This window comes from Streptomyces monashensis (genome assembly GCF_001866665.1).
Classification (GTDB): Bacteria; Actinomycetota; Actinomycetes; order Streptomycetales; family Streptomycetaceae; genus Streptomyces; species Streptomyces monashensis.
Map to the genome: position 1 here is coordinate 13094 of NZ_MLYO01000090.1, position 24711 is coordinate 37804.

Below are 24711 nucleotides of genomic sequence, written 5' to 3' on the forward strand. Positions count from 1 at the left end.
AGAGCCGCGAACGTCTCCATCCCCCCGCTTTGGGGCTTGCCCAATTCCGCAGTTCAAAGGGCCTGTCGGCGCTTGGGACGCTCAGCGCCGACGCGGGATGCCCAACGTCTGTGTGAGCTGGGCGAGTTCCTCCTGGAAGAGCTTCTCCGGGCTGGTGGTCTGGGTGCGCATGTGGCCGTAGACCTCCAGTGACACCAGTCCATGCAGGTGCCCCCAGATGCGCAGGGCGAGGGCGACGGCTGCGGGCGGCAGGTCGGGGAAGGCGGGACGCACCTTCTCGAGGAGCCCAGGGTCGAAGTCGGACCAGTCGAAGATGCTGTCATGGTAAAGGTTCCGGGCATGGGGCCAGGCGGCTGCCGCGAGGGCGGTGAGCCCGGTGCAGACCCGGCGTGCGGCATCCGGGGCGGGGCCTCCCTCGGGGGCCTGGTAGCCGGGCACGGGATCGCCGTAGATAAGGCGGAACCCCTGGGGGTTGACCAGGGCCCAGGTCCGGAAGGCGTTGGCCCATGCCTCGATCCGGACAGCGGGATCCGCGGCGGACGTGGCTTCCCAGGCCGCGTCCACAGCGTCGGCCAAGGCGGTGTACACGTCGTTGATCAGCGTGGTGACCAGGTCGTCCCTGGTCGGGAAGTACCCGTAGATGGCGTTGGCGGTCATGCCCATCTCGCGGGCGATGGCCCGCAGGGTGATGGCGTCCGGCCCACCCGAGGCCATCAACGCCAGCGCCACCTTCTTGATTTCGGCCGTGGTCTCGACCCGTAGCCGCTCGCGCCTTCCCCTGCTGCCCGTGACTGTCACAACGCGCACTCTACAGCGTCGACTTACTTAGCTCAGTACAGAAACTTCACGGCGTATAGTTTCTGCACGGCGTCACCATCAGTGGCGTCCCACTTCGACTGCACAGGGAGAACCATGCACATCGGAGTCATCGGAGCCACGGGTACCATCGGCAGCCGGGTCGTCACCGAGGCCCTCGACCGCGGCCACACCGTCAAGGCGTTCAGTCGGGACGCCGTTCAGGCCCAGCGCGAGGAGCGTCGCGACAACATCACCTGGACCAGCGTCGACATCCTGGACCCGAAGAGCATCGCCGGCGTCCTGCCCGGACTCGACGTCCTGATCAGCGCATTCCAGCCGGGCAATGCCGCCAAGGACTTCGCGGACACCGTCCGGCGCTCGATCGCCGACCCGACCGTCTATGCGACGGCGGCGCGGGCCCTGTTGAAGGCTCTGGAGAGCCGCCCACAGACCCGGCTCATCGTGATCGGCGGCGCCGGCAGCCTCGAAATCGAACCGGGAGTGGTGCGAGCAGACTCCGACGAGCTGCTGCACGCCGCCCTCGACCAGCTTGGGCTGCCCCGCGAATACGCCGCAGCGGTACGCGGTCACCGCGACGCCCTGACCGTCCTGCGGACCTCGAACCGACTGTGGACCTACTTCAGCCCAGCGGAGGAGATCGGCCCAGGCGAGCGCACCGGCCGCTTCCGAATCGGCGGCGACCAGCCGGTCCTGGACGCTGACGGCCGCAGCCGCATCTCGGTGCAGGACGCGGCCATCGCCTTGATCGATGAGGCGGAACTGCCGCGCTTCGTGCAGCGCCGCTTCACCATCGGCTACTGAAAGCCACAGCCCGCGTCCCCGTGGGGGACCTCATGAACTCCCCCACGGGCCAGCGCAACGTCCGTCTGAGCCGACCCGGCTCGCCTTCCGGCGTTGCCTGCCCGGACATGGCCCCAGAGAGGTGCTGCCAGTCCAACTGCGCGGGCAGATCCGCACTTGGCCGTAGCCATCACGCAACCGCGGCCAGAGCCTCGAAAACGACCAGAGATGCTGCTCGCCTCAGTTCGTTCGCTGTCCAACGGAGTGGGGAGTGCTGGGGAGCGATCAGCGTGATGTTGAGTGCTTGTTCGGCGCCTCCCGTGCCATTGGGCCCGATCACGCGCAAGAGAGTGCTCGGGATCGGGATCGCGGTTGGCTTGGGAGGGGACAGGTGATGACGGTCATCGAGCATGAGCTGACGGCCCCTTGGGAGGCGGTGCTGCTGGAGCCGACCGCGGCTGCAGGCACGGGGGTCGTCGTGCTGGCGGGGTCGAGCGGTCGGGTGGACCGGCAACGCGCCCGGCTGCTCGCCGAGCAGGGCTTCCTTGCCCTGGCGATCCGCTGGTTCGGCGGCCTCGGACAGCCGAAGGGGATCTGCGAGGTGCCGTTGGAGACATTCGTCGCCGCGGTGGACCTGCTCAGGTCGCGCGGGGCGGAGCGCGTTGGTCTGCTCGGCTTGTCCAAGGGAGCCGAGGCTGCGCTGCTGACCGCGGTGCACGAGCCGCGCGTCGATGTAGTGGTCGCCCTGGCACCGACTTCGCTGGCCTGGTGCAACGTCGGGCCAGGACGCGATGGTCAGTCCCACCCGTATCGCTCTTCGTGGAGTTGGCGCGGGTGTCCGCTGCCGTTCGTCCCGATGGATGATTCCTGGAAGCCCGCCCAGCAGGGAGACGGTCCGGTGGCGATCCGCGGCTGGTACGAACTGAGCGAGGAGACCTTCGCCCGGCATCTGGATGCTGCGGCGATTCCTGTGGAGAAGGCACGCGCTGATGTGTTGCTTGTCGCCGGCGGGGACGACGCGATGTGGCCGTCGCTGCGGTATGCCGAGCAGTTGGCAGCGCGACGTCACCAGGCAGGCGCCCAGGTCCGCGTTGTGGTCCGTGAGGATGCCGGACACCGGCCGCGTTTCCCCGGCGAGAGCCCGGCCGCGCCTTCGGAAACCTTTCTGTATGGAGGATCAGCGGACGCCGATGCTTTGCTCGGCAAGGCTGCCTGGGCGTCCATCCTCAACCTGCTCGGTCCTGCTTGGGCCGTCAGGGCCCGACGGCCCAAGAACACCTACCGTTTCGGTTCAATGAGAAGGGGCGGCACCTCCGGCACCTCGATCGCGTTCGCGATGTCGGCCGGCGTCAGCTTGAAGTTCTCGGGGTAGGCGTCGCGCCGCGTACGGCGGGCGGGCTCGGTCGTACGCCAGGTGTAAAGGCAGCGGCCGCATTGGAGCACGTCCCAGACTCCGGGGACGGGTGAGGTGGCGAGCCGAGCGGCCGTCTCGAAGGCACAGCGGGGGCACTCAACAGGCAGATTGCTCATGGGGGTGACCTTTCAAGAGATCGGGGAGGTCGTTCAGGCTCGGTCTGCGATCATGCTCTGCAGCCGGGCCGCCCACTGTGCGGTCTCCGGCAGGTCCTTGGCTGGCGTGGAGAAGTTGCCGCGGACGTCCGGCGAGACCGGTGTTGTTGCATCGATGATCATCTTGCTGGTGATGCCGGCGGGCTGGGCCGCCGGGGCCAGCTCCAGGACGGACAGGTTGGGGATGACGACGACGTCGTCCTTCGGGTTGACCTTGGCCGACATCGCCCACATGACCTGCGGCAGGTTGAAGGGGTCCACGTCCTCGTCCACGAGGATCACCTGGGACACGTAACCGAGTCCGTGCGGTGTTGTCATGGCGCGCATGCCGACGGCCTTGGCGAAGCCGCCGTACCGCTTGGCAGTGGAGATGATGACCATCAGGCCGTGCGTGTACATGGCGTTGACGGCCTTCACCTCGGGGAACTCGGCGCGCAGCTGCTTGAGCAGCGGCACGCATGTGTTGGGGCCGACGAGGTAGTCGCACTCGGTCCACGGCATGCCGAGGTAAAGCGATTCGAAGACCGGGTTCGTACGGAACGAGACGCGGTCGACGCGGATGACGGGCATGCGGCGCCCGCCCGAGTAGTGGCCGGTGAACTCGCCGAAGGGGCCCTCGATCTGCCGCTTGCGCGACTCGATGACGCCTTCGATGACGACCTCGCTCCCCCACGGCACGTCGAAGCCGGTGAGCGGCGCGGTGGCGATCGGGGCGGGCGCCCCGCGCAGTGCGCCGGCCATCTCGTACTCGCTGTGGTCGTAGGCCATCGGCATGCCGGCGACGATCGCCATCACCGGGTCGTTGCCGAGGGTGATGGCGATGGGCAGGTCCTCGCCCTTCTCCTCGGCCTTGCGCAGGTGCTGGGCGACGTCGTGCATGGGGACCGGCTGGAAGGCGAGACGGTTGGTGCCGATCACCTGGATGCGGTATGTGCCGACGTTCTGCTTGCCGAAGTGGTCGGGATCCTCGGGGTCGCGGGAGACGACGGCGGCCTTGTCGAGGTAGAAGCCGCCGTCGCCGTCGTTGAGACGGAACAACGGGAGCACCGAAAAGAGGTCGATGTCGTCGCCCTCCTGGGTGTTCTCGCGCCAGGGCGCGTCCTCGCGGCGCTCGGGCGCGACGGGGAAAGCGTCCCAGCGACGCGCGAACTCCTCCACCTGCTCCTTGACCCGGGTGTTCCTCGGCAGCCCGAGCGCGAGCGCGTGGTTGGCCCAGGAGCCGTGCACGTTCATCGCGATCCGGGCGTCGGTGAAGCCCTTGACGTTGTCGAAGTAGAGGGCGGGGGCGTTCTCGCCGATGCGGCCCGTCGCGTTGGCGGCGGCCGCGAGATCGGGCTCGGGCAGCACCTCGTCGGTGATGCGCAGCAGCTGTCCCTCCTTGTCCAAGGAGTCGAGGAAGCTGCGCAGATCGTCATAAGCCATGGGGAACTCCTTTGCGGGGGTATGGGATTTCAGGCGGCATCTCGGGAAGCGGCGCGGGCCGCGCTCATTCCGGCCCAGCGCTTGGCGGCGGGCGCAGGTAGCTCGAACTGGTCGAGGACCCGGGCCACCACGTGGTCGACGATGTCGTCGACGGTGCGCGGGTGGTTGTAGAAGGCGGGCATGGGCGGCACCAACTGCACGCCCATACGGACGAGTTCGAGCATGTTCTGCAGATGGATCTCGCTCAGCGGGGTCTCTCGCGGGACGAGGACGAGCCTGCGCCGCTCCTTCAGTACGACATCGGCGGCGCGCGCGACCAAGCCCTCCGCGTATCCGGCCCTGATCCCGGCGAGGGTCTTCATCGAACACGGCACGATCACCATGCCGTCCGTGCGGAAGGAGCCGGAGGAGAGGCTGGCGCCCTGGTTGTCGGGGTGGTGCGTGACGTCCGCGAGCGCGGAAACCTCCGCCACGGACAGGCCGGTCTCCAGCCCGATCGTCGTGCGCGCCCACCGGGACAGGACGAGATGCGTCTCCACGTCCGGCAGCTCGCGCAGATACTCCAGGAGCCGGACACCGAACGGGGCGCCCGTCGCCCCGGTCATTCCCACGACCAACCGCACAGGACTACTCCTCACACGTTGATGACCTGTGCTTTCACGCTAGGAGGCGGTCCAGCCGCGGCGGCGGTACGATCGGGACTCGCGATGGGGAAAATCGGACAGGATCGGCGTCCTGACGTCAGGGACCTGGCTTACACCCCGACCGTCGGCGCACCGGCCGGGGTCGAGGTGATGGAGCTCTCCGCCCTGTACGAGAGGGCGCGCCGCCACGGCAACGACCCGTACGCGCCGCTGCGGCCGTCCTTCCACCAGCTGATCGGCGTCCGCGACCGGCCGTTGCTGATGGGGGTGGACTTCGTCGAGTACGAATTGCAGCCGGGGTCGTGGTTGTGGATCCGGCCAGGGCAGGTGCAGCGGTTCGGCCCGGACCTGAGGGCGGCGGACGGGGTGATCGTGCTGTTCGAGACGGGGTTCCTGCCACCCGCGACGGTGAGGGCGGCGCACATGGATCCGCCGTACGAGCAGCGGCCGCTCACGCCCAAGGGCCCGGACGCGGAGGGCGTGCGCCGCGCCCTCGACCATCTCAGGTACGAGTACGGACAGCTGGCCTCGCTGCCGCTGCAGACGCACGCCGAGGTGCTGCGTGCCTTGCTGTCCGTCCTGGTGATGCGTCTCGCGCAGGCCCGCGGTCCGGCTCCCCGGCCCGCCGCCTCGTCCGAGGTGTTCCGCCGCTTCCACGCGGCCGTGGAGCGAGACCACGCGGTAACCCGCCGCGTGGAGGACTACGCGGCGGCACTCGGTTACAGTCCGCGCACGCTGACCAGGGCGGCGTCCGCCGCGACGGGCCGCACGGCCAAGCAGTACGTCGACGATCGGGTGCTGTTGGAGGCCAAGCGGCTGCTGCAGCACAGCGGCCTGACGTCGAAAGAGGTCGCGGACCGCCTCGGCTTCGTCGACGCCAGCGACTTCACCAAATTCTTCCGGCTTCGGACGGGCGTGACGCCGGGGGCGTTCCGGGGCGGTACGGACCTCAGGTGATGCGCAGAGTGGAGCAGAAGTCCACGCGGGCCGCGCAGGGTCGCCGGGCTCCGACCGGTGAGCTGTGCGACGCGTCGATGCGATGGCTTCTGCGCTCGGCGTCGTCCCGTTCGAGGCCGCCGATGCGCCAGAGCAGCCGTCACACAGCGGAGTCAGCCACGCGCGCCGGGGACACCAAGGCCGTGGGCAGCTTCACCGTTCGGATCATCGGCGTGTACGCCGCGGCGGGGACGCGCGCGTCGACTGGTTGGATTGCGAGCCGACCGAGACGTGACGCGGGCTCGGCCGCTGCGTGGGCTATGCAGAGGAGATTGTCACGGCTGCTGCACTCGGTGCCCCGGCGGGTACGGGCGCGCTGAGCACCGTGCCTGAAGCCGCGGTTGGGTCGGGCAGCCCGTGGCGGACGGTGGTGACCAGCAGGAAGGCGTCCGAAGGGAACAGACACACCGAGGTGGGTTGCGGCGCCAGCAGCGACATTGCGCATCTGCCCCGGCGGCTGTGGGAAGCGGCCTGCGCGGCACGCTTGTCCTTCAGCTCGGCCCGACGCGAAACTGCCGCATCCCACTGCTGCTTCGCATAGGCCTTCAGGAGTTGCGCGCCAAGGAACCCATCGAGCTCGCCCAGCTGCGGACCGACGTCAAGCAGTTGGTGCGGGTCGTAAACCAACTGACGGCGCACAACCGGCAGCTGCTCCGCGCCCTGTCGAGCCCGAATTCCCCGGTCCGGGCCTTGCCGCCCCAGCCACATCCGGGCCGCAGCCATTGAATCGCTGCCTACGTCCGGTGCAGGTGATGGCTTCTCCGCAGAGTGCAGCTGACCAGCGGGACGAAAGGTGTACCCGGTCAGGGACAGCCGTGATCGGATAAGGAACCGGGGTGAGGTCACAGCAAGCGGTCGACCAGCCCGTCGACGTAGTCCGGGGTGAGCTCCATGCCGAACAGGACGCGGATATACATCGGGGCCAGGATGTGGTCCAGCACGCCCAACGCGTCGGGTGCAGGCTCCCCGCGCTCGCGGGCACGATCGAGCATGGACTGCAGTTGCCGGGTGCGTTCGTCGCGGAGGTCGTCACGAGCCTGCAGGCCCTGCTGCCCGATGCTCGACAGGGCGACGGCCAGGCGCACCAACAACAGTCCGTCGGGTCCGGTGATCTCGCGAGCCACTTGCGCCGCGTAAGTGCGCAGGTCGCCGGCCAGGCTCCCGGTGTCGGGCATCGGCGACTGCGCATTGAGGCGGGTGAGCGCCACGTCGGTGAGCAGGGTCTCCAGGCTGCCCCACCGGCGGTAGATGCTGCTGTCGGCTACGCCCGCGCGGGCTGCGACCTCGCCGACGGTGAAGTTGCCGTAGCCGCGCTCACTGATCAGGTCGGTGACGGCCTGGTGCACCTGCGCGCCGACGCGGGCGCTGCGCCCGCCAGGCCGCCGGGTTCGCTGTCGCTCGTTCATGCCCTCACCTTAACGCAGTCGGTACTTGCGTTTGCGAGGCAACCCTCCCTATAGTCACCTAACGCAGGCCCTGGCTGCTTTAGAGCGCTCAGGTGTATCGCCACCTGCGTCGACCGCGACCGAGCGCAACGAACGATTGAGGGGGACCCCATGGCTGCATCGCATGCGACCGCAGGCCGTCGACCAAACCGGGCCGTGCTGCTCACGGTCACCTGCCTGGGCCAATTCATGGTCCTGCTCGACAACACGATCGTCGGAGCGGCGCTGCCCGATATGCAGCACCGGCTGCACACTCAGCTGACCGGTCTGCAATGGATCGTCGACGCGTACGTGCTGCTGGTCGCCATGCTGCTGCTGTCCGGCGGTGTCTTCGCCGACCGGTTCGGCCGCAAGCGGGTGTACCTGGCCGGCGTGGCGGCGTTCACCGCCGCGTCGCTGCTGTGCAGCTTCGCGCCCTCGCTCGGCTGGCTGGTCGCCGGCCGGGTGCTGCAGGGCATCGGGGCCGCGGCGCTGAGCCCTGCCTCGCTCGCCCTGCTCGCCGCCGCCTATCCTGTGCCGCAAGAGCGAATCAAGGCGATCGGGCTGTGGGCCGGATTCAGCGGAATCGGTCTGGCTGCGGGCCCCGTGGCCGGTGGCGTGCTGACCGAAGCCTTCGGCTGGCCCGCCATCTTCCTGGTCAATCTGCCCATCGGCGTGGTCCTGCTGCTGGCCGGCCTGCGCCGCCTCGGCGAGTCCCGCAATCCGAGCGCCGCCGCGATCGACATCCCGGGCACGGTGCTGTCCGTTCTGGGGGTGGGAGTAGCGACCTACGGGTTGATCGAGGGTGGTGCCCGCGGCTGGACCTCACCGGTCATCCTGGGCAGCTTCGCCGCCGCGGCGATCCTCCTCGCCTCCTTCATCGCCGTCGAAGCGCGCCGTCCCGCTCCGATGCTGCCGCTGCGGCTGTTTGGGCAGCGCCTGTTCACCGTGTCCAACACCGCCATGATCGTGGTGGGGTTCGCGCTCATGGGCTCGTCGTTCTTCTTCTCCCAGTTCTTCGTGTACGTCCAGGGCAGCTCGATCCTGCGCGCCGGCCTGCAGACCCTGCCGGTGTCCCTCACCATGGTGATCGTCAGCCCCTACGCGGGCCGGCTCGCCGCCCGCTACGGCTTCCGAATCGTGGTCACCACCGGCCTGGCCCTGGCCGGCCTGGGACTGCTGGCACTCGGTAGGGTGCACGCCGACACCGGCTACGGAAACGTGTGGTGGCGGCTGGCGCTCGCCGGCACCGGCTTCGCCCTGGCCATGTCCCCCCTGACAGGCGCCGCCATCCAGGCGGTCAGCCCGCAGGAAGGCGGCCTCGCCTCAGGCATCAGCAGCACCACCCGGCAGATCGGCGCGGTGCTCGGCGTGGCGGTGCTCGGAGCCATCGTCCGCACCCGCCAGTCCGGCGGAGCCTCCTTCGAAACCGGCCTCAACAGCGCCTTCCTCGCTGCAGGCACCGTCACTCTGGCCACCGCCGTGTTCACCGGCCTCTGGCTGGCAAGGTCCAAGCCCGCGGAAGGCCCCGCCGCCCCGCAACGCTCCACCGATCCGGATGCGGTCGATCCGGATCTGGTCACCGCCTCGAACGAGGCATCCGTGAATAGCCGCTGACACCAACCGCCTTGGCCGAAGCCACACCGCGCCAGAGTGATCCCACCCTGCCGTGGCGACGCCCCGCCAGGACCGTGTGCACCATCCCGCAACCACCACGTAAAGGACCGGCCTTGTCTCCCGACCCGACCACCGTGCACCCGCTGCCCGCCCACGACCGCGTGGTGTTCCTCAACCCGCTGGTCACCTCACCCAACATCACGGTGGGCGATTACACGTACTACGACGACCCGCACGGCGCCACGGACTTCGAGCGCCACAACGTCCTCTACGCCTACGGGCCGGAGCGCCTCGTCATCGGCAAGTACTGCGCCATCGCCACCGGAACCACCTTCCTGATGGCCGGCGCCGAGCACCCGACGATGGGCGTCTCGACGTACCCGTTCACCATGTTCGGCGGCCGGTGGGCCGAGCAGACCCTGGACATCGTCACCGCCATGCCCAGCCGCGGCGACACAGTCGTCGGCAACGACGTCTGGTTCGGATACCGGGCGACCGTCATGCCCGGCGTACGGATCGGCGACGGCGCCATCATCGCGGCCGGCGCGCTGGTCACCGCCGACGTCCCGCCCTACACGATCGTCGGCGGCAACCCGGCCCGACCGATCCGGCAGCGCTTCGACGACGCCGACACCGAGCGGCTGCTGCGCGCCGCGTGGTGGGACTGGCCCGCCGACTTGGTCACCGAACACGCCCGCACCATCATGGCCGGAACCCCGGCCCACATCGAACGCATCGCCACCGAGCACGGAACGGGGAAGCCCCGTTGAGTGATGCGACCCAGGTGTCCATCGAAGAGCAAACGGTGGCCAACGGCGCAGCGGGGCCCTACGCCCTCACCACGGGACCGGACGGCGCCCTGTGGTTCACCCTCGTCCACAGCGGCCGGATCGGGCGGCTCGTCCCCGGCGAGGAGCCGACGAGTCACCGGCTCGACCCCGACAGCGGGCCGACCATCATCACCCCCAGCCCGGGCGGCGCGCTGTGGTTCACCGAGTACCGGGCAGACCGGATCGGGCGGATCACACCGGCGTCGTGATCGACGAATTCGGCGTGCCCACGCCCGGCTGCGGGCCGTTCGGCATCGCGGCGGGACCCGCCGGCGCCCTGTGGTTCACCGAGACCGAGGCCGACCGCATCGGCCGCATCACCGCCGACGGCGACGTCACCGAACGCCCGAACCGACACAGCCGGCAAAGCCCCACTCGCGTCACCACCCACCCCTTCCGGGGCCGGTTGCTGGTGTCCCTGATCCACACCCCTGAGCACACCAACACCCATCGGCCAACGGACCAGAACTCACGAAACTGAGACAGCGTCACCCCACATGCATTAACACCCCGAGACAGCAATGCCCCGCGGTTCCCTCACACCCAGGACAGCGGGCTCCACGCCTCGAAACCGCCACCGACCAGCAACAACACACCCACACCCCACTGTCTCTCACCCCACTGTCCCAAAACCGAGAGATCGCAACTGGACCCCGAGCCGTACGCCGGGCTGCCCGAGGCGATCGGTGGGACACGGGTGGCGCTCACCCATGTCGGGTACGCGGGCGGGTACGCAGAGCCGGACGCCTCACGGAGACCGGCGGTGCGCTCAGAAGGTGAGCACCGGCTTGATCGTCTTGCCCGCGTTCATGTCCCGCACCGCCTGGTCGATGTCGGCGAACGGATAGGTGCCGATCAGGCGGTGCAGCGGGAGCCGTCCCTCCTTGACCAGCTGGACGAGGGCGGGGATGCAGGTCTGGGTCTCGCTGTCCCCGAGCGTGATCCCCACGATCCGCTTGCCCGGGAGCAGGCCGTTGACGTCGAGGGCGACTTCGGTGCCGAAGGGCGGGGCACCGACGACGACCAGGGTGCCCCGGGCGGCGAGCACGTCGGCGCCCTGGCGCAGCACGGTGACGTTGCCGGTGGTCTCGACGACGCCGTCGGCTCCCTGGCCGTCGGTCAGCTGCGCGAGCGCCTCCCCGAGGTCGGCCTCGGCCGCGTTGACGGTGTGCGTGGCGCCCAGTTCCTCGGCCAGGGCGAGGCGTTCGGCGACCCGGTCGACGGCGATGATCCGGGCTGCCGGGGTGAGGGCGGCGGCCATCACCGCGGACAGGCCCACCGCTCCGGCGCCGAGGACGACGAGCGTGCTGCCGACGCGGGGCGTCAGCACGTTCCACACGGCGCCGACCCCGGTCTGCACGCCGCAGCCGAGCGGGGCGATGGAGGCCAGCGGCACCTCGGGGTCGACCTTGACCAGGCTGCGCTCGTCCACCAGGGCCCGTTCGGCGAAGGACGACTGACCGAAGAAGTGGCCGCCGATCGGGGTGCCGTCGCGGCTGATGGTGCTGGTGCCGTCGGCGCGGCGACCGCCGATGAGGTTCAGCGGCAGCCAGGTGGCGCAGTAGGCCGGATGTCCGTCACGGCAGTTGCGGCAGCCGCCGCAGGAGGTGAAGGACAGCACGACGTGGTCGCCGGGCTCGACACCCGTCACATCCGGTCCGACGGCCTCGACGACGCCGGCCCCCTCGTGGCCGAGAACGCCGGGCAGCGGGAACGGCAGACCGCCACTCGCCACACCGAGGTCGGTGTGACACAGGCCGGTGGCGACCATGCGGACGAGGGCCTCGCCCGGTCCCGGGGCGTCGAGTTCGACGTCGGAGAGCGTGAAGGGCGCTCCGCCGGACTCGACCACGGCGGCGCGTGTGGGGGTGGTCATGAGGTGAACTCCTTTGCTCGGGTGCTCAGTCGAGCGAGACGACGACGGACTTGACCTTGGAGTAGGCGGCGAGGGCCTCGGGTCCGTACTCGCGGCCGAAGCCGGAGTCCTTGACGCCGCCGAAGGGGACGGCGGGGTCGAGCATGGCCCAGTCGTTGATCCAGACGATGCCCGCCTGCAGCCGCTCGGCGACGCGGTGGGCGCGGGCCAGGTCGGTGGTCTGGATGCCCGAAGCAAGGCCGTACGGCGTGGAGTTGGCGAGCGCCACCGCCTCGTCCTCGGAGTCGAAGGGCTGAACCGTGAGGACGGGGCCGAAGATCTCCTCCTGGACGACGCGGGAGTCGTTGGACAGGCCAGTGATCACGGTCGGCCGGTAGTAGTAGCCGCCGCCCAGGTCCAGCCGCTCGCCGCCGACGACGACACCGGCGCCCTCCTTGCGGGCCAGTTCGACGTAATCCTCGGCCTTCTTCAGGTGCTTCTCCCCCGCCATCGGCCCGACGACGGTTCCCGGATCGCGGGGGTCGCCGACGGTCACCTGGGCGACCGCCTCGGCGAGGATGCCGACCAGGGTGTCGTGCACGGGACGGGCGACCAGCAGCCGGGGGCCGGCCATGCAGAACTGGCCGGTGTTGAAGACGAACGCCTTGATGATCGCGCCGACCGCCTTCTCCAGGTCGGCGTCCTCGAAGACGATGTGCGCCGCGTTGCCGCCCAGTTCCATCATGACGGTCCTGAGGGCTTCGCCGGCCACGCTCGCGACGTGCCGGCCGACCGCGGTGGAGCCGGTGAAGGCGACCTTGTCGATGCCGGGGTTGCGCAGCAGCGCCTCACCCGCCACCGGGCCCGTGCCGGTGACGACGTTGACCACGCCCTCCGGGACGCCGGCCTCCGTGAGCAGGCGGGCCATGTACAGGGCGCTGAGCGGGGTGTCCTCGGCGGGCTTGTGCACCACGGTGTTGCCGGCCGCGAGGGCCGGTGCCAGCTTCGAACCCGCCAGGACGAGCGGGAAGTTGAAGGGGGTGATGGCGGCGACGACACCGAGCGGCTCGCGCCGGGTGTAGGCGAAGGCGTTGAGCGGGGTCTCGCGGGTCGCGCCGTCCTGGCTCTGGGCGAGGCAGGCGTAGTACTCGTAGTCGTTGGCCGCGTTCGTCACGTCGACGGCGCCGCACAGGGAGATCGGCTTGCCGACGTCGAGGCTCTCCAGGGCGGCGATCTCGTCGGCGTTGGCGCGGATCAGCTCAGCGACGCGGTGCAGCACGCGCCCGCGCTCCCGGCCGCTCGTCCGGGGCCAGGGCCCGGAGTCGAAGGCCTCCCGAGCCGCGCGCACGGCCGCGTCGACGTCACCGGCGGCTGCCTCCGCGACGGTCGTGATCACCTGGCCGGTGGACGGGTCGATGACATCCATGCGAGCGCCGTCCGCGGCCTCGCGCCACTGGCCGCCGATGAACAGCTGCCTGGGCTCTGTGTCGAAGGTGGTGGTCATGGCCCACTCCCAGCATTGATCGCCAAATCTTCAACAATCAGGAATCCTGTTGGTCCGCAGTCTGGTTACGGACAGGTTTCCTGTCAATGCCTGGAGACCGCGTGCTGTGCGGGAGCCCTTGACGGGTGCCGGCGAGAGGTCCGGACTGACGGCGCGGCCACAGGGAGTCGGCGGCAGGTTCGCCACCACCGGGTGCGGTGACTCCCCAACCCATCGGCATTGAAGTTTCCCCGTGATCTCGGAGATTCGTTCGTTATGCCGCGAGGGCGTGCTCTCGCATACACAGCCACGCAGACGCCAACCCATCTGCACTGCTTCCCTTCGGCCGCCGATGAATTTCGGTGTGCCGGACGGTCCAAGTCGGCACACCTAGCAAAGGGAGAACCCGATGGGCAAGACGCGCTTGCATCCGATGACTCACATCGCCCGTCGCATGTTCGAGCTCCTGGAGCCGATCTGCCTGGTCACGTTCCTCGCCGACGAGTGCAACGAGGAACTGGCCGCACTCGGCCACCGCACCTACTGGGACGGCTACTTCGCCAGCCGCGCCGCACCACTGGGACGGGTGCCGGCTCAAGTCGTGCACGCAGCCTTCTACAACTTCGCCGACAGGGAAGCCGCACGGCACATCCCCAGCGCCTGGGAGACGATCCCGCCCGAGGCCTCCGTCGCCGCGCGGGAGCGGGGCAGCGCGGCCTCCCTACGGCGCATCCTCGGCGACGAGCTGGCCGAGTCCCCGGGCCTGGTGCGCGCCGCGGACCTGACCACCAAGGCCGCGACGAGCGCCCCCATCGAAGGCCGGGTGATGTACGCCGGCATGCGCACTCTTGAGGTACCTTGCGACCCTGTCGCCCGACTGTGGCATTCCGCGACCATGCTGCGCGAGCACCGCGGCGACGGGCACATCGCCGCTCTCGTCGGCGCGCGCATCGGCGGCACGGAGGCCCACGTGCTCTCCGCTCTGGAACAGGGCATCCACCCCCCAGAGTCGTTCGGACGCATCCATCACCTGCCGAAAGAGCGCCTGGCCGCGGTCATGGACGGCATGCGCGAGCGCGGACTCATCGACGCCGACGGCCACTTCACCGACGCAGGCCGCGCGACCAAACAACGCATCGAAACCCTCACCGACGAACTCGCCACCCCGCCCTACGACGCCCTGTCCCCTGCCGAACTCGACGAACTGATCACCGACCTCGAACCCATCACCGCGACCCTGGTGGCCACAGGCTCGCAGTGACACGCAGAAAACGCCGCCGCACCCGAACGACGGGCCCAGGAGGACAACCGGGGGCGACTACAGCATCCAGCGCGGTCGGCCCAACCCCGACGACCGACTCTTCGGACAAGTCACTTCCCGGACCCGCCGAAAGCGAGCCTACGCCACCCCACCAGACACCTTGACAAACACAGAGGCACCCAAGGGCACCGACCTGTCCGTCCACACCCGTGAGCACCTGGCCGCTGTCGCCGCCGAACTCAACGGCCGCCCACGCAAAACGCTCGGCCGGGAAACCCTGGCCGAGCGCCTGCACAAACTGCTCGCGGCCTGAGTCCGGCTATGTGCTGACCATGTGGAATCAGCTGACCGGCCAGGTGCGCTCGGCCGCCCAGGTGCCGAAGCGCTGCCAGCGGACCTCCGGAAAGTCGCGCCGCAGCGCGTCCACGTCCACATCGAGGCCGACCTCGGTGAAGTAGCGGAACATCGCGGCGAGATCGGCCGAGAACGCCTCGACGTGGGCGATCGGCAGCCGCTCGAAGACGATCGGCCGGCCGCACACACTGGTCAGTGCTTCCGCGATCTCCAGGCAGGTCAGCTTGTCGGAAGCGATGTCGATGCGCCGGCCCGCGAACTCCTGCGGCCGCCCAAGAACATGGGCTGCGAAGGCGCCGATGTCCCGCGCGGGAATCAACGTCAGAGGCCGGTCGGCCGGCATCGGCAGCACGAACCGGCCCGCACGCAGACTCTCGAGCGACCACTCGACCGTGTAGTTGTCCATGAACGCGGCCGGACCGAGGATCGTCCACGGTACACCCAGCCCATGCAGGTGCCGCTCGATGCGGTACTTGCTCTCGAAGTGCGGGATGCCCGTGCCGCGATCGGCGTGCGCTGCCGAGGTGAACACAATGTGCCCGACACCGCGGGCGGCCTCAAGCAGGTCGATGCCCTGCCGAACCTCGGTCTCCGGGTCCGAGCCGAATGGCGTGGACATCGCGAACAATCCGTCCGCGCCCTTCAGGGCGGCCTCCAGCGACTTGCTGTCGTCGAAGTCGGCCGCGTGCACCTCGGCGCCGAGACCCCTCAGCGCGTGGGCGGCGGCTGAGTCGGGAGTGCGGGTCAGGGCCCGGACCTGGAAGCCCTGAGCGAGCAGCGAGCGGGCGGCCGCGCCGCCTTGGGCGCCGGTCGCTCCGGCGACGGCCACTACGGACCGGTAGGATTCCTTCGTCATGCGGTTACCGTACGACACAGTTACTGCGCTACGCAGATAATTTGGAGGGTGCGCATGCTGATTGACGATCTCCAGCAGGAGTCCCGCCGCTACCTGGCCTCATACGTCATGTTCAACCAGGCAGTCGCGGACCATCTCAAACTGCACCCCACCGACGTCCAGTGCCTCAACCTGCTGACCGCCGAGCCCGGCCCGTTCACCACCGGCCGGATCGCCGAACTCACCGGCCTGACCAGCGGATCGGCGACCCGGCTCGTCGACCGTCTCGAGAAGGCCGGCTACGTGGTCCGACACCGCGACAAGACCGACCGCCGCCGGGTCCGGGTGGAGCCTGTCCCCGAGGCGATGCGGGATCTCACTGAGCTGTGGTCCGAGCTGAGCCAGGGATGGCGGGCGATGTTCGCCGACTACACCGAGGACGAACGCGCCCTGCTGTACCGGCACATGCAGCGCACCGTCGAACTCTCCCGGCAACAGATCGCCCGCCTGCGCGGCAAGGCATGACGGCCGCCCACGCAAAACGCTCAGCTGGCAACCCCAGCCGACCGCCTGCATAAACTGCTCGCGGCCTGATCAACCCGACCACGTGTTGCGACGACCTCTAGAAAGCGCCGTCCCTGTGCACGTCCCCGTCAACGCTACGGGCAACAGCGGCAACGTCATCGGCGTACTGAACCCGACCTTCGACTAGCCGATCTGACCGGACAGGCGGAACGGGTCCCGGCGGGCTGAGCGTGGGCGGCCGGCCTTTCCTCATCGGCCGCCCCCCTGTGGACCCGGTCAGGACCGTACGGGGGAGGCGGAGTCAGGGGCATGTTCCGGTCCACCATGGCCAAGGCGCGAGCAGGAGCAGGTCTGGCCGCGCGGACTGCACCAGGTCGCGGGAGGCAGCTCATACGGCGGGCCGCCCTGTGACAGATGCAACGAACTTCGCAAAAGCTCGTTGATCACAACATGAAGAAAATCAACGTACGGCAGCAGTTGCACATCTTGGTCATGGTCTGCACCCTGATGCTGGGGGTTGCGGGCGCGGGAAGTGCCCAGGCGAGCCCGGCAAGGCATGGTTGCCCGGCGGGGGAGGTCTTCGCCACGAACAACACCGCGATCATCACGGATCCGGCCGACCCCCGGCTCAGGACCCGCCTGACGCGCTTCGATCACGAGGTTCGCGGGATCATCCACGCCCACGGCGCGAGGCCCGGCGCCTCGACACTGCTCGACGGAGTCTTCTGGTCCGGCGACCTCAAGCAGGCCACCTATGAGCGCTCGCGCGAGTTCGACGTCAACAGGGTCGGCCGGGACGGGCTGCACCACATCGCCGGCGTCATCGCCAAGCAGTACCACCAGGAGTCCGTACTGACCTTCCGCTGCCTGCCACGCACCGCGCCGGAAACCGACGCGGTCGAGATCCAGGCTCCCGGCGTCAGCGCTGCTCGTCTGCACGACGCACTGCTCGCGAATCCCGGGGCACGCGACGAGCTCGGAGGCGGCTCGGTCACCCTCGGCGGGCGGCTCATCCTCATCGCCCCCCTCAAGGACCTGCCCGTGGCCAACAAACTCACGAAGTCCCTCGGCGTCGCATGGAACACGGCCGAGGTGCGCTACGGCAACGAAGAGTTCGTGAGCTGAGCCTGCGGGCCTACAGCGGCGGGCCCCGAGCACACCGCCCGCCCGCGGTCAGTCTCCGGCCGGGGCTTTGCGGGCCGACCTCGGCGCCGTCGCGCAGGCTGCCGGGCTGTGCCCTGAACACGTAGGACCTTCAGCGGGGCGCTCAAGTCCTCGCTGCTGCCCACCCATCGGAACAACTCGGCGTCGAGGAGCGGGATCGACCCCAGCGATGAACCTGGCAGGCGAACAGCCGCCAAAGGTTGACTCTGGTCGCGCGGAGCCAGAACGATTCCTCATCGTGCGCCTGTGCTGCGCCTCCGGTTCGCATCCTCCTCACCCTTTCAGGTCACACCGATCACGGACAGCAACGGGGAAGATCATCATGGCGCACCGAGTGTTCCGTTCGGCTGGCGCCGCATCCCCGTACTCGTATCGAGAGGAGCAATGCCGCGCCCTTGACCGTCGAGACAGTGGAAGCCGACCTGGAAGCCGCGAACCTGGAGGGCGATCCGGCTGCGGACGCGCTGGTGTCCGACCTCATCGACAACAGCGAGGTCGACCGCGTCAACGGCCTGTTCCGCACCATCCGAACACTCAAGCCGCGCACGCCCATGGAAGAGCTGTCCAACCTGCCCGAACGGCTCGCGCAGTTCCTGCACGACGCCTCCGAGGAGCCACCCGGCTGGAGCGAGGCCGACGTGAAAGCGGCGGAGGGCTTCCTCGCCCACCACCACGGCACGGCCTCCATGCTGCAGGGCACCGTCGGACTGATCGGCACCTACCTCTCCCCCACCGGCGCCTACACCCTGCGCTCCACCGGGAAACTGGGCGGCGTCGACGGTCCCGGCCGCCGGCTGTCGCAGTCCTCGCGGCTGTTCATCGGCATGGGCGACAAGGACGCCCTGCGCAACGGCACCCTGGCTGCTACCGTGACCAAGGTCCGCCTACGCCCTGTGTGATGTCGTGATCAATCGGCTGCCTGCAAGAGCTCTCCGACCCAGACCATCGGGGCACGGAGTTCGAGGCCGGGGACACTCGGATCGCCCGCCTCCCCGCACCTCGGACCCAGATGATCGGCACATGCAGTTGAACGCGGTCGAATCAGTGGTCGCCGCGCGCTACTCAGCACTGCCACAGGAGCAACGCACGGTCGCACGGCTCACAGGCGAACACGTATGCACAGCCCGCGCCGCCGAAGTTCATGGCGGTGCTGTGATCCGGGCCTTCCTCAAGCTGAACGACGAACGGCATCGTGCCAGCACACGAGGGGCAGGAGGGGGTCTCATCACCCTGGAACCAAGCGGGGGCCCCTCCAAGTTGCCCAAGCACGGACGATTCGGGGCGTTCGCTTCTCGCCGCCCAGGCTTCGCGAGCCAGGTCATAGTCGTCCTCGGCCTCCTGCTCCAGGTCGACGGCCCGGACCTCCCCGAGCATGAGCAGCGCTCCCTCGGCACCTTCGGGGCAGGGCAGCGGCTCAAGGCCATCCAGCGGGAAGAGCAGGGCGCGGTTCCCTCCCGATGTCGGCTCCCAGTCGCTACAACTACCTGGGTCGTTCTGGCAGGCGAACAAGGCAAGGACTCCGCGCTTGCCCTCCGAGGCCCCTGCGTCAAGGTTGTTGTTCAGGACGACCTGGGCAAGGAACTGCATCGGGCCCTCACATGACGCGCAGCACGGCCACTCAGTGCCTGCGGGAGCCCGGGGCACCCCACCCCTCCGGGTCACTACCGAGTCCGGCGCAGACGGGCCAGCGTCGATCATCAGGGTCGTCATGGCCAGGACTCTAGGTCACACCGATGACATCGCCTGCGTGCCGGCCAGGTTCGCCGGGCGCTCGACCGCCCCGCCTCAGCCGAGGCAGGGCGGATCGCGGGGCGAGCGTGCGACGGGGCGTCGTCAGTCGCAGGTGTTGAGCATCTCGGCGAGCCTCTTCTTCTCCGGGGCCGTCATACTCAGCCCGGACCCGTACTTCACGTCGGTCCAGGCCCGTGCGTACGACTCGGCGACTGACGAAGACGCCGCCCGCCCGGCACCCTGGTCCGCTGGACCGGCCACCGCACCGTCGGCTTCCTCGTTCACCGACGCGCTCCCGAACGTGCGCTCCCGGAAACGGGCTACGAAAGCCTCCAGGTCCCCACCGGTGATGGGGCTCCCGGCCGCGTTGGTGATTCCGTCCCGCTCGTACACGTACGCGGCGAGCGCAGCCGCGCTGGGCTGGCCGCCGTGTTCCTGCGTGTACGCGACCCACGCGCTGTGGAAGTAGTCCTCCCACGAAAACTCATCACCGGCCTGCTGCTGCGGACCGTCCGCAGCGGTAGTGACGTCAACCGGGGTCTCGGCCCCGTAGCGCTTCTGGACAGCCACGCTCGGTAGGCCTCACCGAAGGCCTCAATATCCCTGGGAATCGCTGCTGGCTGCACTGACGGGTTCGATTCTTCGGCCGAGGGCCTGGTCGTGGCCGCCTCAGGTGCCGCATCGACGGGGTGTACCTCTTCGGCTCCATCGCGTTCGCCCGCCTCCAGCGCTGCTGTCGGCGCGGCCACGAGGGCCGATGCTCGTTCGCTGGTGAACGCCATCGGCGGCTCGTCAATGCCCGCTGCGGCGAGCCCCGCCGGCGCAATCTCGGCAAGGGGAATCCCGTAGCGGGCCAGCCGCAGCGGCATCAGCGACTCCACCGGAGCCTTCCTGCGCCACCCGCGGCCGAAGCGCGAGTGGAGGCGGGCCTGGTAGACAAGACGCTCCTGCTCCAGCTTGATCACCTGGTCGTAGGAGCGCAGCTCCCACAGCTTCATAGGGCGCCACAGCAGGAACGTCGGGAGAGAGCAGCCAGCGAGTGATCCGCACGCCCTCCATGTGCTTGTCGGCCGTGATGTCCGCGATCCGGCCGACCGCGTGCCGGGCCGCCTCGACCGCGACCACGAACAGGATCGGGATCACCGCGTGCATGCCCACGCCCAGCGGATCCGGCCAGGCGGCCGCGCCGTTGAACGCGATCGTCGCCGCCGTCAGCAGCCACGCCGTCTGCCGCAGCAGCGGGAACGGGATGCGTATCCAGGTCAGCAGCAGATCCAGGGCCAGCAGGACACAGATACCCGCGTCGATGCCGACCGGGAACACATACGAAAAGTTCCCGAAGCCGTTCTTGACGGCCATCTCACGGACCGCCGCGTACGAGCCGGCGAAACCGATACCGGCGATGATCAGGGCGCCGGACACCACAACACCGATAAGGACCCGATGCAGCCGGGTCAGCTGAGGTACCTGAAGCTTCCCCGCAGCCACGCCTCACACCCCTACTGCAACCACACAACCCAGCAGTTCTCACACCCCCACGAGGCAGGCCGAATTGTGACGGTTCGTGGAGTACTGGTTGCGGATCGTCCGCGAATAGTGATCAGTTGCGCGCCTCATCGAGTAATTGCCAGTACCTGTACATCAGTTGCGCTCGCTCATGCGGCGATGAACGCCTGTGCTTCTCCCAGCGAAGTGCCGTCCGGTCGGACGCCGCGCACCGGACCAGCTACGCGGCGCACCGCCTTCCGCCCCGCCCTCCACGGTTGAGGCGGGGCGGTCGTGCGTCCAGCATCCCGAGTTTGCGGCACCCGGGGCGAAGCCCGGCGCGCCTCCCGCTCCGCGTGAGAGGCGCGCCTGCCTTAGAGGGCGCTGTTGTTACATCCCGCGGTCGAGCCGATGCTCGTGGCCTGGGCACCCGGGTTACCCTCGCCGTTGAGGCCGTTGCCCAACAGTCCGTTGAGGATTCCGACCTCGCCGAGGACGTCGAGGTTCAGGTCGTGCGACCTGCATGTGGAACTCTGCTGGATGCCGAGGTGGTCCCCGTGGCCGCCTTCGCCGCCGGCGTGGGCGGTACCAGCGGTCATGAATCCGACACTGCCGAGGGCAGCGACCATGACGGCAGCCTTGCGAAGCTTGTGCATGTGGTCTCCGTGAAAGTGAATGGGTGCGATCCCTGACAGATCGACGTCTTTCACTTACGGGACATTAATATGACGTAGAGCAAATCAGACAATGGCGCGCCGATTACATAGCCCTCACAAGCGCACCACCCACGCGGGACCACCCGCATTCAGTCCAGGACCCCCAACTCCGTATCCGGCCGACAGTGACCGCACGCTGGAACGCCAGCGGCGAGCGCCCGGCGCGCCGTGTCAAAGTCCGCGCCCTTCACCCGCGCCCGGACCATGCAACAACCCCTGATGTGCACCCCGACCGGCATTGCATCTCGATTGAGCCCGCAGTCGAGGAGCCAGTCCGCCGGCGCCGGCTACGCGGCCTCGCCCTGCTGGCGCTCGACCTCTCGGCGTTCTTCGTCGGCGATCCAGCGGCGGGTGAGGTCGAGATCCCGCCCCTGGACGCGTTCGAGGAAGCGGAGCAGGATGAGGCGAGAGGATTGGTCGTGCAAGTGTTCGGTTCTATGATCTCGGGCGACCACCGCAATCCCAGGGGTCCGTTCGGATCCGGATCTCCCTCGCCAAGGTCGGCATGCCGCACGCCCACATCGCTGCGCCCGCCACCGACATCGGCACGAGCCTGGAGCGAGTCCGGGAAGGCGCTGGATAAGTGGCAGATCCCTGTCGATCCGGTGCGGATGCAAGGCCGGGGCACGTCGACGGGCGTGAAAGGCTGCGACGCCGTCCACCCCGCTCTCGCCCTGCGACCGGAAGACACCGCCGTTGTTGCTGCAGGTTCGGGCGCCAACAGCGACAGCAACAACGCCTTCACCCTCGTCCCGGACAGGACCAACCTCGTACGCACGCACGTCGTCTGGGCGGACTCCAGGACCGAATCACTCATCTCGATGAATATGCCCGCAAATGCTCCAGAAACCGGGCATGATCCAGCCTCAGCGTGAACACCGTGGGGGGGAAACCATGAGCACGCCAGCACGTCGCACAACCGCATCCGGACGGCCCAGATCGGTGGGTTGCGGAGACTGCACGGCCGCCGCCATCTTCTTCTGGTTGACCCCCACGGGCGTTCTCCAGATCACGACCTACCGGTCCGAACTGATGCCGGAGACCACCGCCCCACACCGGGTCCTGACCGAGCGACGGATCGAATCGCTGCGCGACGGCTGGGAGTTCATGTCGAACTGGGGCCTGGACAGTAGCGGCGCCCTGATCGGGATCGTGCTGCGCGCGAGATCCAGTACCGCAGCGAACTCATCGATGTCTCGCCGAAACCGGCCTCACCGTGACGACATCACGCCAACAAGGTCAGTAACCGCCTCGAACCGCTCCCCGGGATACGGGATGGCCAAGATCTTTTGGATCGTGTGCGAGACGTCCGCTGGCCTCGCTGACAGTGAACAGGTCGTCCATCCCTGAAGGATTCGCACCCCATACGAGCGCATCGGCTCGATCTCTGTGGCCGCGTCGCCGATCCGCCACTGGGCCCCGCTCCTCGTGGTGACCCAGTCCCGCCCCAGCTTGACCAGCTCGTCGTAGCGTTCCCGGGTCACACTGCCGACCATTGCGGGCATCCGGACACCACCCCGCTGGGCCCGGGTGTAACACCGTTCCATGCCGCCAACTGGCCCGAGCAGCCCGCTTCTTCGCACGATCCGACCGCCGGAGACCGTCGGAAAGGGGGTGCGGACCGGCGCGTGGAGCGGCCCCACGTCCACCGCACGCACGGCCTCACACCCCACTCCGTCCCGTGCGCCACCTGTGCCAGGCCTGTTTGCGGCACCGGGGAGAGCAGTACGTTGCCGAGACGGGACGGTCGGCCCCGACCGTCCAGGACATTCCGCACTCCGGGCAGCTGAACGTCGGGCCCGCCTGGACTGCCTAGGTCCTCGCCCGCGCTCTCCGCATCCGCCGCCAGTGCCGCGACCGGCAGGCGGACGAGCAGAACACCGCCGTCATCTTCGCTACCCGCATGAGCGGACTACCGCACCCGCGGCACAACCGCGGCCCCCTGTCGTCGTCCGCGACGGCGACCAGCCGCAGCCGAGGAGTACCGTCCCTGCCCATGCGACCACCGTAGGGAACGAAGAGAGCCGCCGGGAATCCCCCGTCGCACTGGCGATCAACTGTCCCCAGTGTCATGTACGGAGAGTGGCCTGGCCATCCTGGTCAGGCGAGATCTGTCAGGTCCTCCGCGAATACCCGCGACAGTGGCTGCGGTCCCACATACTGCTGGCAGTTGCACTGACCAGCCTCGTAACGCAGCGGCTTCTTGTTCTCGTCCCAGGCCACCGGCACCTCGACGCGCTCGTGGCACTGGCCCTGCTTGTCGTGTTTGGCGAGATGGTGCGTGCATCCGCACACTGGCTCCGGAGACTTGTTCGCTGCTTCGACAGCCAAACGCTCCTGTCTCGCCGCCTCCAGCAACTGCAACTTGCGCTCATGTCGATTACGCAGTGCGGTGCGGACGTTGTCAGCTGCCCACGCGAAGCCACCCGTCCAAAAGACGATGAGAACCCACCAGAACCAGTCCATCCGCTGTCCCCTCCCCCTGTAATTCTCCGGACCAGCATAGACGGCTCATCGGAAGGGCGTTCGTATTGTCATGCAGGACTCAGACACAGCTTCTCACTTGTTCCTCAACCCCTGGCCTCGAACGACGTCTCGGACGCCCCGCGCATGGGATCGGGTTGGCGTCCGACTTCGTGCCCGATCAGGAGGAACAGGGCCTCGATCGAGCGGCGGCCCCAGGCCTCGACGAGGTACTGGCCGTGCGAGACGAACAGTCCGCCGAGCTGGAGCGTTGGCTGGCGACCGTGACGGTCGACGAGCTGCCCGCAGTCGCTCCCGTTCCTGCGGGACCGGGCTGGCCGCCGTACGCCGTGGGCAAGTCGGTGGTCGAGTGCCTGCGGGTGGTGCTGAACGAGGACTGGGCACACCACGGGTTCTGCGTCCGTGACCTCAACATGCAGGAACGCTGAGCTAGATCCAATACCGGTGATTTAGGTTGTTTTCCGGTGGGCGGGTTTGGTCTTGGTCGGCCCGACCAGCGTCACGTGGGGAATGCCCGGCCGGGGCGGATTGCGGTGCTCGGTGCGTTTGAGTTTCCAGTTGGGCATCTTGCGTTTGATGACGCGGGGACTGGAGCGCAACCGGCGCGGGGGCAGGGGGCGTTCGCGGATCTCACGCAGGGCCGTGGCCAGGGCCCGCGCCATTCGGGAGGGGGGAAAACGCCGCCTGGTGGGTGACATGGCGGCGGATGATGCGCAG

At 68.6% G+C, this 24711-nt stretch carries 28 protein-coding genes and 3 pseudogenes; 14 read left to right on the plus strand and 17 right to left on the minus strand.

All coding sequences use genetic code 11. From position 1 onward, the window contains the following. Window positions 1-81: 81 nt before the first annotated feature. Complete coding sequence (locus BIV23_RS40770; RefSeq protein ID WP_071386058.1) at window positions 82-798, minus strand: TetR/AcrR family transcriptional regulator; 717 nt, start codon at window positions 796-798, stop codon at window positions 82-84. A gap of 114 nt (window positions 799-912) precedes the next feature. On the opposite strand from BIV23_RS40770, the gene BIV23_RS40775 reads away from it, so the two are divergent. Together BIV23_RS40775 and BIV23_RS40780 are read left to right on the plus strand one after the other, a co-directional pair. Further along, window positions 913-1620, plus strand: coding sequence for an NAD(P)-dependent oxidoreductase (locus BIV23_RS40775; protein WP_071386059.1), 708 nt, complete (start codon window positions 913-915; stop codon window positions 1618-1620). A gap of 373 nt (window positions 1621-1993) precedes the next feature. Further along, the gene (locus BIV23_RS40780; protein ID WP_079173731.1) at window positions 1994-2971 is read left to right on the plus strand and encodes an acyl-CoA thioester hydrolase/BAAT C-terminal domain-containing protein; all 978 of its coding nucleotides are present in this window, start codon (window positions 1994-1996) and stop codon (window positions 2969-2971) included. On the opposite strand, the gene BIV23_RS52820 is transcribed toward BIV23_RS40780, so the two are convergent. From BIV23_RS52820 to BIV23_RS40790, 3 genes are read right to left on the minus strand one after another with little or no spacing between them, the layout of a single operon-like run. Further along, entirely contained in the window at window positions 2878-3129 is a 252-nt protein-coding gene (locus tag BIV23_RS52820; protein ID WP_079173732.1) for a non-oxidative hydroxyarylic acid decarboxylases subunit D, read from the minus strand. The genes BIV23_RS40780 and BIV23_RS52820 overlap by 94 nt on opposite strands. Window positions 3130-3162: 33 nt before the next feature. Further along, on the minus strand, window positions 3163-4590 hold the full coding sequence (gene vdcC, locus BIV23_RS40785) for a non-oxidative vanillic acid decarboxylases subunit C (protein ID WP_071386060.1): 1428 nt from the start codon (window positions 4588-4590) through the stop codon (window positions 3163-3165). Window positions 4591-4619: 29 nt separating this feature from the next. Continuing rightward, window positions 4620-5213, minus strand: a complete 594-nt coding sequence (locus tag BIV23_RS40790) for a non-oxidative hydroxyarylic acid decarboxylases subunit B (protein ID WP_071386061.1) — start codon at window positions 5211-5213, stop codon at window positions 4620-4622. Between the two features lie 84 nt (window positions 5214-5297). Between BIV23_RS40790 and BIV23_RS40795 the strand changes: the two genes are divergently transcribed. Then, window positions 5298-6191 (plus strand): helix-turn-helix transcriptional regulator, encoded by an 894-nt coding sequence (locus tag BIV23_RS40795; RefSeq protein ID WP_071386062.1) that lies wholly within the window; start codon window positions 5298-5300, stop codon window positions 6189-6191. 297 nt (window positions 6192-6488) lie between these two features. On the opposite strand, the gene BIV23_RS49975 is transcribed toward BIV23_RS40795, so the two are convergent. Next, on the minus strand, window positions 6489-6953 hold the full coding sequence (locus BIV23_RS49975) for a hypothetical protein (RefSeq protein ID WP_218161922.1): 465 nt from the start codon (window positions 6951-6953) through the stop codon (window positions 6489-6491). 119 nt (window positions 6954-7072) lie between these two features. Next, window positions 7073-7636 (minus strand): TetR/AcrR family transcriptional regulator, encoded by a 564-nt coding sequence (locus BIV23_RS40800; protein WP_071386063.1) that lies wholly within the window; start codon window positions 7634-7636, stop codon window positions 7073-7075. Between the two features lie 150 nt (window positions 7637-7786). Here BIV23_RS40800 and BIV23_RS40805 point away from each other — a divergent pair, with 150 nt between their 5' ends. The 3 genes and pseudogenes from BIV23_RS40805 to BIV23_RS40815 form a co-directional block, all read left to right on the plus strand. After that, a complete protein-coding gene (locus BIV23_RS40805) occupies window positions 7787-9271 on the plus strand; it encodes an MFS transporter (protein ID WP_071386064.1) in 1485 nt (494 codons plus the stop codon). Window positions 9272-9384: 113 nt separating this feature from the next. Then, a complete protein-coding gene (locus BIV23_RS40810) occupies window positions 9385-10041 on the plus strand; it encodes a CatB-related O-acetyltransferase (RefSeq protein WP_071386065.1) in 657 nt (218 codons plus the stop codon). Then, window positions 10038-10450, plus strand: a pseudogene (locus tag BIV23_RS40815) (Vgb family protein); the annotation flags it as partial. The gene BIV23_RS40810 and the pseudogene BIV23_RS40815, both read left to right, overlap by 4 nt. A gap of 420 nt (window positions 10451-10870) precedes the next feature. On the opposite strand, the gene BIV23_RS40820 reads toward BIV23_RS40815, so the two are convergent. Continuing rightward, entirely contained in the window at window positions 10871-11977 is a 1107-nt protein-coding gene (locus tag BIV23_RS40820) for an NAD(P)-dependent alcohol dehydrogenase (protein ID WP_071386066.1), read from the minus strand. A 25-nt stretch (window positions 11978-12002) separates the two neighbouring features. Further along, the gene (locus BIV23_RS40825; RefSeq protein WP_071386067.1) at window positions 12003-13460 is read right to left on the minus strand and encodes an aldehyde dehydrogenase family protein; all 1458 of its coding nucleotides are present in this window, start codon (window positions 13458-13460) and stop codon (window positions 12003-12005) included. Between the two features lie 433 nt (window positions 13461-13893). On the opposite strand from BIV23_RS40825, the gene BIV23_RS40830 reads away from it, so the two are divergent. Together BIV23_RS40830 and BIV23_RS49310 are read left to right on the plus strand one after the other, a co-directional pair. Beyond that, window positions 13894-14700: an SCO6745 family protein gene (locus BIV23_RS40830; RefSeq protein ID WP_245790889.1), complete on the plus strand. Its 807-nt coding sequence runs from the start codon at window positions 13894-13896 to the stop codon at window positions 14698-14700. Window positions 14701-14878: 178 nt separating this feature from the next. Further along, window positions 14879-15013, plus strand: a pseudogene (locus BIV23_RS49310) (IS30 family transposase); the annotation flags it as partial. Window positions 15014-15040: 27 nt separating this feature from the next. On the opposite strand, the gene BIV23_RS40835 reads toward BIV23_RS49310, so the two are convergent. Beyond that, window positions 15041-15910 carry an NmrA/HSCARG family protein gene (locus BIV23_RS40835; protein ID WP_071386068.1) on the minus strand — a complete coding sequence of 290 codons (870 nt, stop codon included), beginning with the start codon at window positions 15908-15910 and terminating at the stop codon, window positions 15041-15043. Between the two features lie 54 nt (window positions 15911-15964). On the opposite strand from BIV23_RS40835, the gene BIV23_RS40840 reads away from it, so the two are divergent. From BIV23_RS40840 to BIV23_RS40850, 4 genes are all read left to right on the plus strand, one after another. Further along, the gene (locus BIV23_RS40840; protein WP_071386069.1) at window positions 15965-16414 is read left to right on the plus strand and encodes a MarR family winged helix-turn-helix transcriptional regulator; all 450 of its coding nucleotides are present in this window, start codon (window positions 15965-15967) and stop codon (window positions 16412-16414) included. A 115-nt stretch (window positions 16415-16529) separates the two neighbouring features. After that, the gene (locus BIV23_RS52825) at window positions 16530-16601 is read left to right on the plus strand and encodes a chaplin family protein (protein ID WP_281250207.1); all 72 of its coding nucleotides are present in this window, start codon (window positions 16530-16532) and stop codon (window positions 16599-16601) included. 263 nt (window positions 16602-16864) lie between these two features. Next, complete coding sequence (locus BIV23_RS40845) at window positions 16865-17539, plus strand: hypothetical protein (RefSeq protein WP_177240220.1); 675 nt, start codon at window positions 16865-16867, stop codon at window positions 17537-17539. 434 nt (window positions 17540-17973) lie between these two features. Then, window positions 17974-18477: a hypothetical protein gene (locus BIV23_RS40850; RefSeq protein ID WP_245790890.1), complete on the plus strand. Its 504-nt coding sequence runs from the start codon at window positions 17974-17976 to the stop codon at window positions 18475-18477. Window positions 18478-18640: 163 nt separating this feature from the next. On the opposite strand, the gene BIV23_RS40855 is transcribed toward BIV23_RS40850, so the two are convergent. The 6 genes and pseudogenes from BIV23_RS40855 to BIV23_RS52835 form a co-directional block, all read right to left on the minus strand. Continuing rightward, window positions 18641-19288, minus strand: a complete 648-nt coding sequence (locus tag BIV23_RS40855) for a DUF1963 domain-containing protein (RefSeq protein WP_071386070.1) — start codon at window positions 19286-19288, stop codon at window positions 18641-18643. Window positions 19289-19411: 123 nt separating this feature from the next. Then, entirely contained in the window at window positions 19412-19879 is a 468-nt protein-coding gene (locus BIV23_RS50945) for a hypothetical protein (protein ID WP_071386071.1), read from the minus strand. Window positions 19880-20093: 214 nt separating this feature from the next. Further along, a pseudogene (locus BIV23_RS47790) lies at window positions 20094-20758 on the minus strand (DUF2637 domain-containing protein); the annotation flags it as partial. Window positions 20759-21168: 410 nt separating this feature from the next. Then, window positions 21169-21450: a hypothetical protein gene (locus tag BIV23_RS40870; protein ID WP_071386073.1), complete on the minus strand. Its 282-nt coding sequence runs from the start codon at window positions 21448-21450 to the stop codon at window positions 21169-21171. Between the two features lie 149 nt (window positions 21451-21599). Next, window positions 21600-21749: a DUF6233 domain-containing protein gene (locus tag BIV23_RS52830; RefSeq protein ID WP_245790891.1), complete on the minus strand. Its 150-nt coding sequence runs from the start codon at window positions 21747-21749 to the stop codon at window positions 21600-21602. 48 nt (window positions 21750-21797) lie between these two features. After that, complete coding sequence (locus tag BIV23_RS52835; RefSeq protein WP_245790892.1) at window positions 21798-21935, minus strand: hypothetical protein; 138 nt, start codon at window positions 21933-21935, stop codon at window positions 21798-21800. A gap of 559 nt (window positions 21936-22494) precedes the next feature. Here BIV23_RS52835 and BIV23_RS50955 point away from each other — a divergent pair. Continuing rightward, window positions 22495-22860, plus strand: coding sequence for a hypothetical protein (locus BIV23_RS50955; RefSeq protein WP_177240222.1), 366 nt, complete (start codon window positions 22495-22497; stop codon window positions 22858-22860). Between the two features lie 750 nt (window positions 22861-23610). Here the strand turns inward: BIV23_RS50955 and BIV23_RS40885 are convergent. Next, window positions 23611-23976: a hypothetical protein gene (locus tag BIV23_RS40885; protein WP_071386075.1), complete on the minus strand. Its 366-nt coding sequence runs from the start codon at window positions 23974-23976 to the stop codon at window positions 23611-23613. Between the two features lie 236 nt (window positions 23977-24212). Between BIV23_RS40885 and BIV23_RS40890 the strand changes: the two genes are divergently transcribed. Then, window positions 24213-24422: a hypothetical protein gene (locus BIV23_RS40890; RefSeq protein ID WP_218161923.1), complete on the plus strand. Its 210-nt coding sequence runs from the start codon at window positions 24213-24215 to the stop codon at window positions 24420-24422. A gap of 21 nt (window positions 24423-24443) precedes the next feature. Here the strand turns inward: BIV23_RS40890 and BIV23_RS51270 are convergent. Then, window positions 24444-24711, minus strand: a 268-nt coding sequence (locus tag BIV23_RS51270; protein WP_218161924.1) for a hypothetical protein, incomplete at its 5' end; no start/stop codon positions are given.

Coding starts and splice junctions, on each gene's coding strand:
- BIV23_RS40855 (WP_071386070.1), bottom strand. CDS start 19,288: ATGACGACCCTGATGATCGACGCTGGCCCGTCTGCGCCGGACTCGGTA.
- BIV23_RS40775 (WP_071386059.1), top strand. CDS start 913: ATGCACATCGGAGTCATCGGAGCCACGGGTACCATCGGCAGCCGGGTC.
- BIV23_RS52820 (WP_079173732.1), bottom strand. CDS start 3,129: ATGAGCAATCTGCCTGTTGAGTGCCCCCGCTGTGCCTTCGAGACGGCC.
- BIV23_RS40800 (WP_071386063.1), bottom strand. CDS start 7,636: ATGAACGAGCGACAGCGAACCCGGCGGCCTGGCGGGCGCAGCGCCCGC.
- BIV23_RS40820 (WP_071386066.1), bottom strand. CDS start 11,977: ATGACCACCCCCACACGCGCCGCCGTGGTCGAGTCCGGCGGAGCGCCC.
- BIV23_RS40835 (WP_071386068.1), bottom strand. CDS start 15,910: ATGACGAAGGAATCCTACCGGTCCGTAGTGGCCGTCGCCGGAGCGACC.
- BIV23_RS40805 (WP_071386064.1), top strand. CDS start 7,787: ATGGCTGCATCGCATGCGACCGCAGGCCGTCGACCAAACCGGGCCGTG.
- BIV23_RS40885 (WP_071386075.1), bottom strand. CDS start 23,976: ATGGACTGGTTCTGGTGGGTTCTCATCGTCTTTTGGACGGGTGGCTTC.
- BIV23_RS40825 (WP_071386067.1), bottom strand. CDS start 13,460: ATGACCACCACCTTCGACACAGAGCCCAGGCAGCTGTTCATCGGCGGC.
- BIV23_RS40795 (WP_071386062.1), top strand. CDS start 5,298: ATGGGGAAAATCGGACAGGATCGGCGTCCTGACGTCAGGGACCTGGCT.
- BIV23_RS40830 (WP_245790889.1), top strand. CDS start 13,894: ATGTTCGAGCTCCTGGAGCCGATCTGCCTGGTCACGTTCCTCGCCGAC.
- BIV23_RS40870 (WP_071386073.1), bottom strand. CDS start 21,450: ATGCACAAGCTTCGCAAGGCTGCCGTCATGGTCGCTGCCCTCGGCAGT.
- BIV23_RS52830 (WP_245790891.1), bottom strand. CDS start 21,749: ATGCCGGTCGGGGTGCACATCAGGGGTTGTTGCATGGTCCGGGCGCGG.
- BIV23_RS40780 (WP_079173731.1), top strand. CDS start 1,994: ATGACGGTCATCGAGCATGAGCTGACGGCCCCTTGGGAGGCGGTGCTG.
- BIV23_RS40840 (WP_071386069.1), top strand. CDS start 15,965: ATGCTGATTGACGATCTCCAGCAGGAGTCCCGCCGCTACCTGGCCTCA.
- BIV23_RS49975 (WP_218161922.1), bottom strand. CDS start 6,953: ATGGCTGCGGCCCGGATGTGGCTGGGGCGGCAAGGCCCGGACCGGGGA.
- BIV23_RS40845 (WP_177240220.1), top strand. CDS start 16,865: ATGAAGAAAATCAACGTACGGCAGCAGTTGCACATCTTGGTCATGGTC.
- vdcC (WP_071386060.1), bottom strand. CDS start 4,590: ATGGCTTATGACGATCTGCGCAGCTTCCTCGACTCCTTGGACAAGGAG.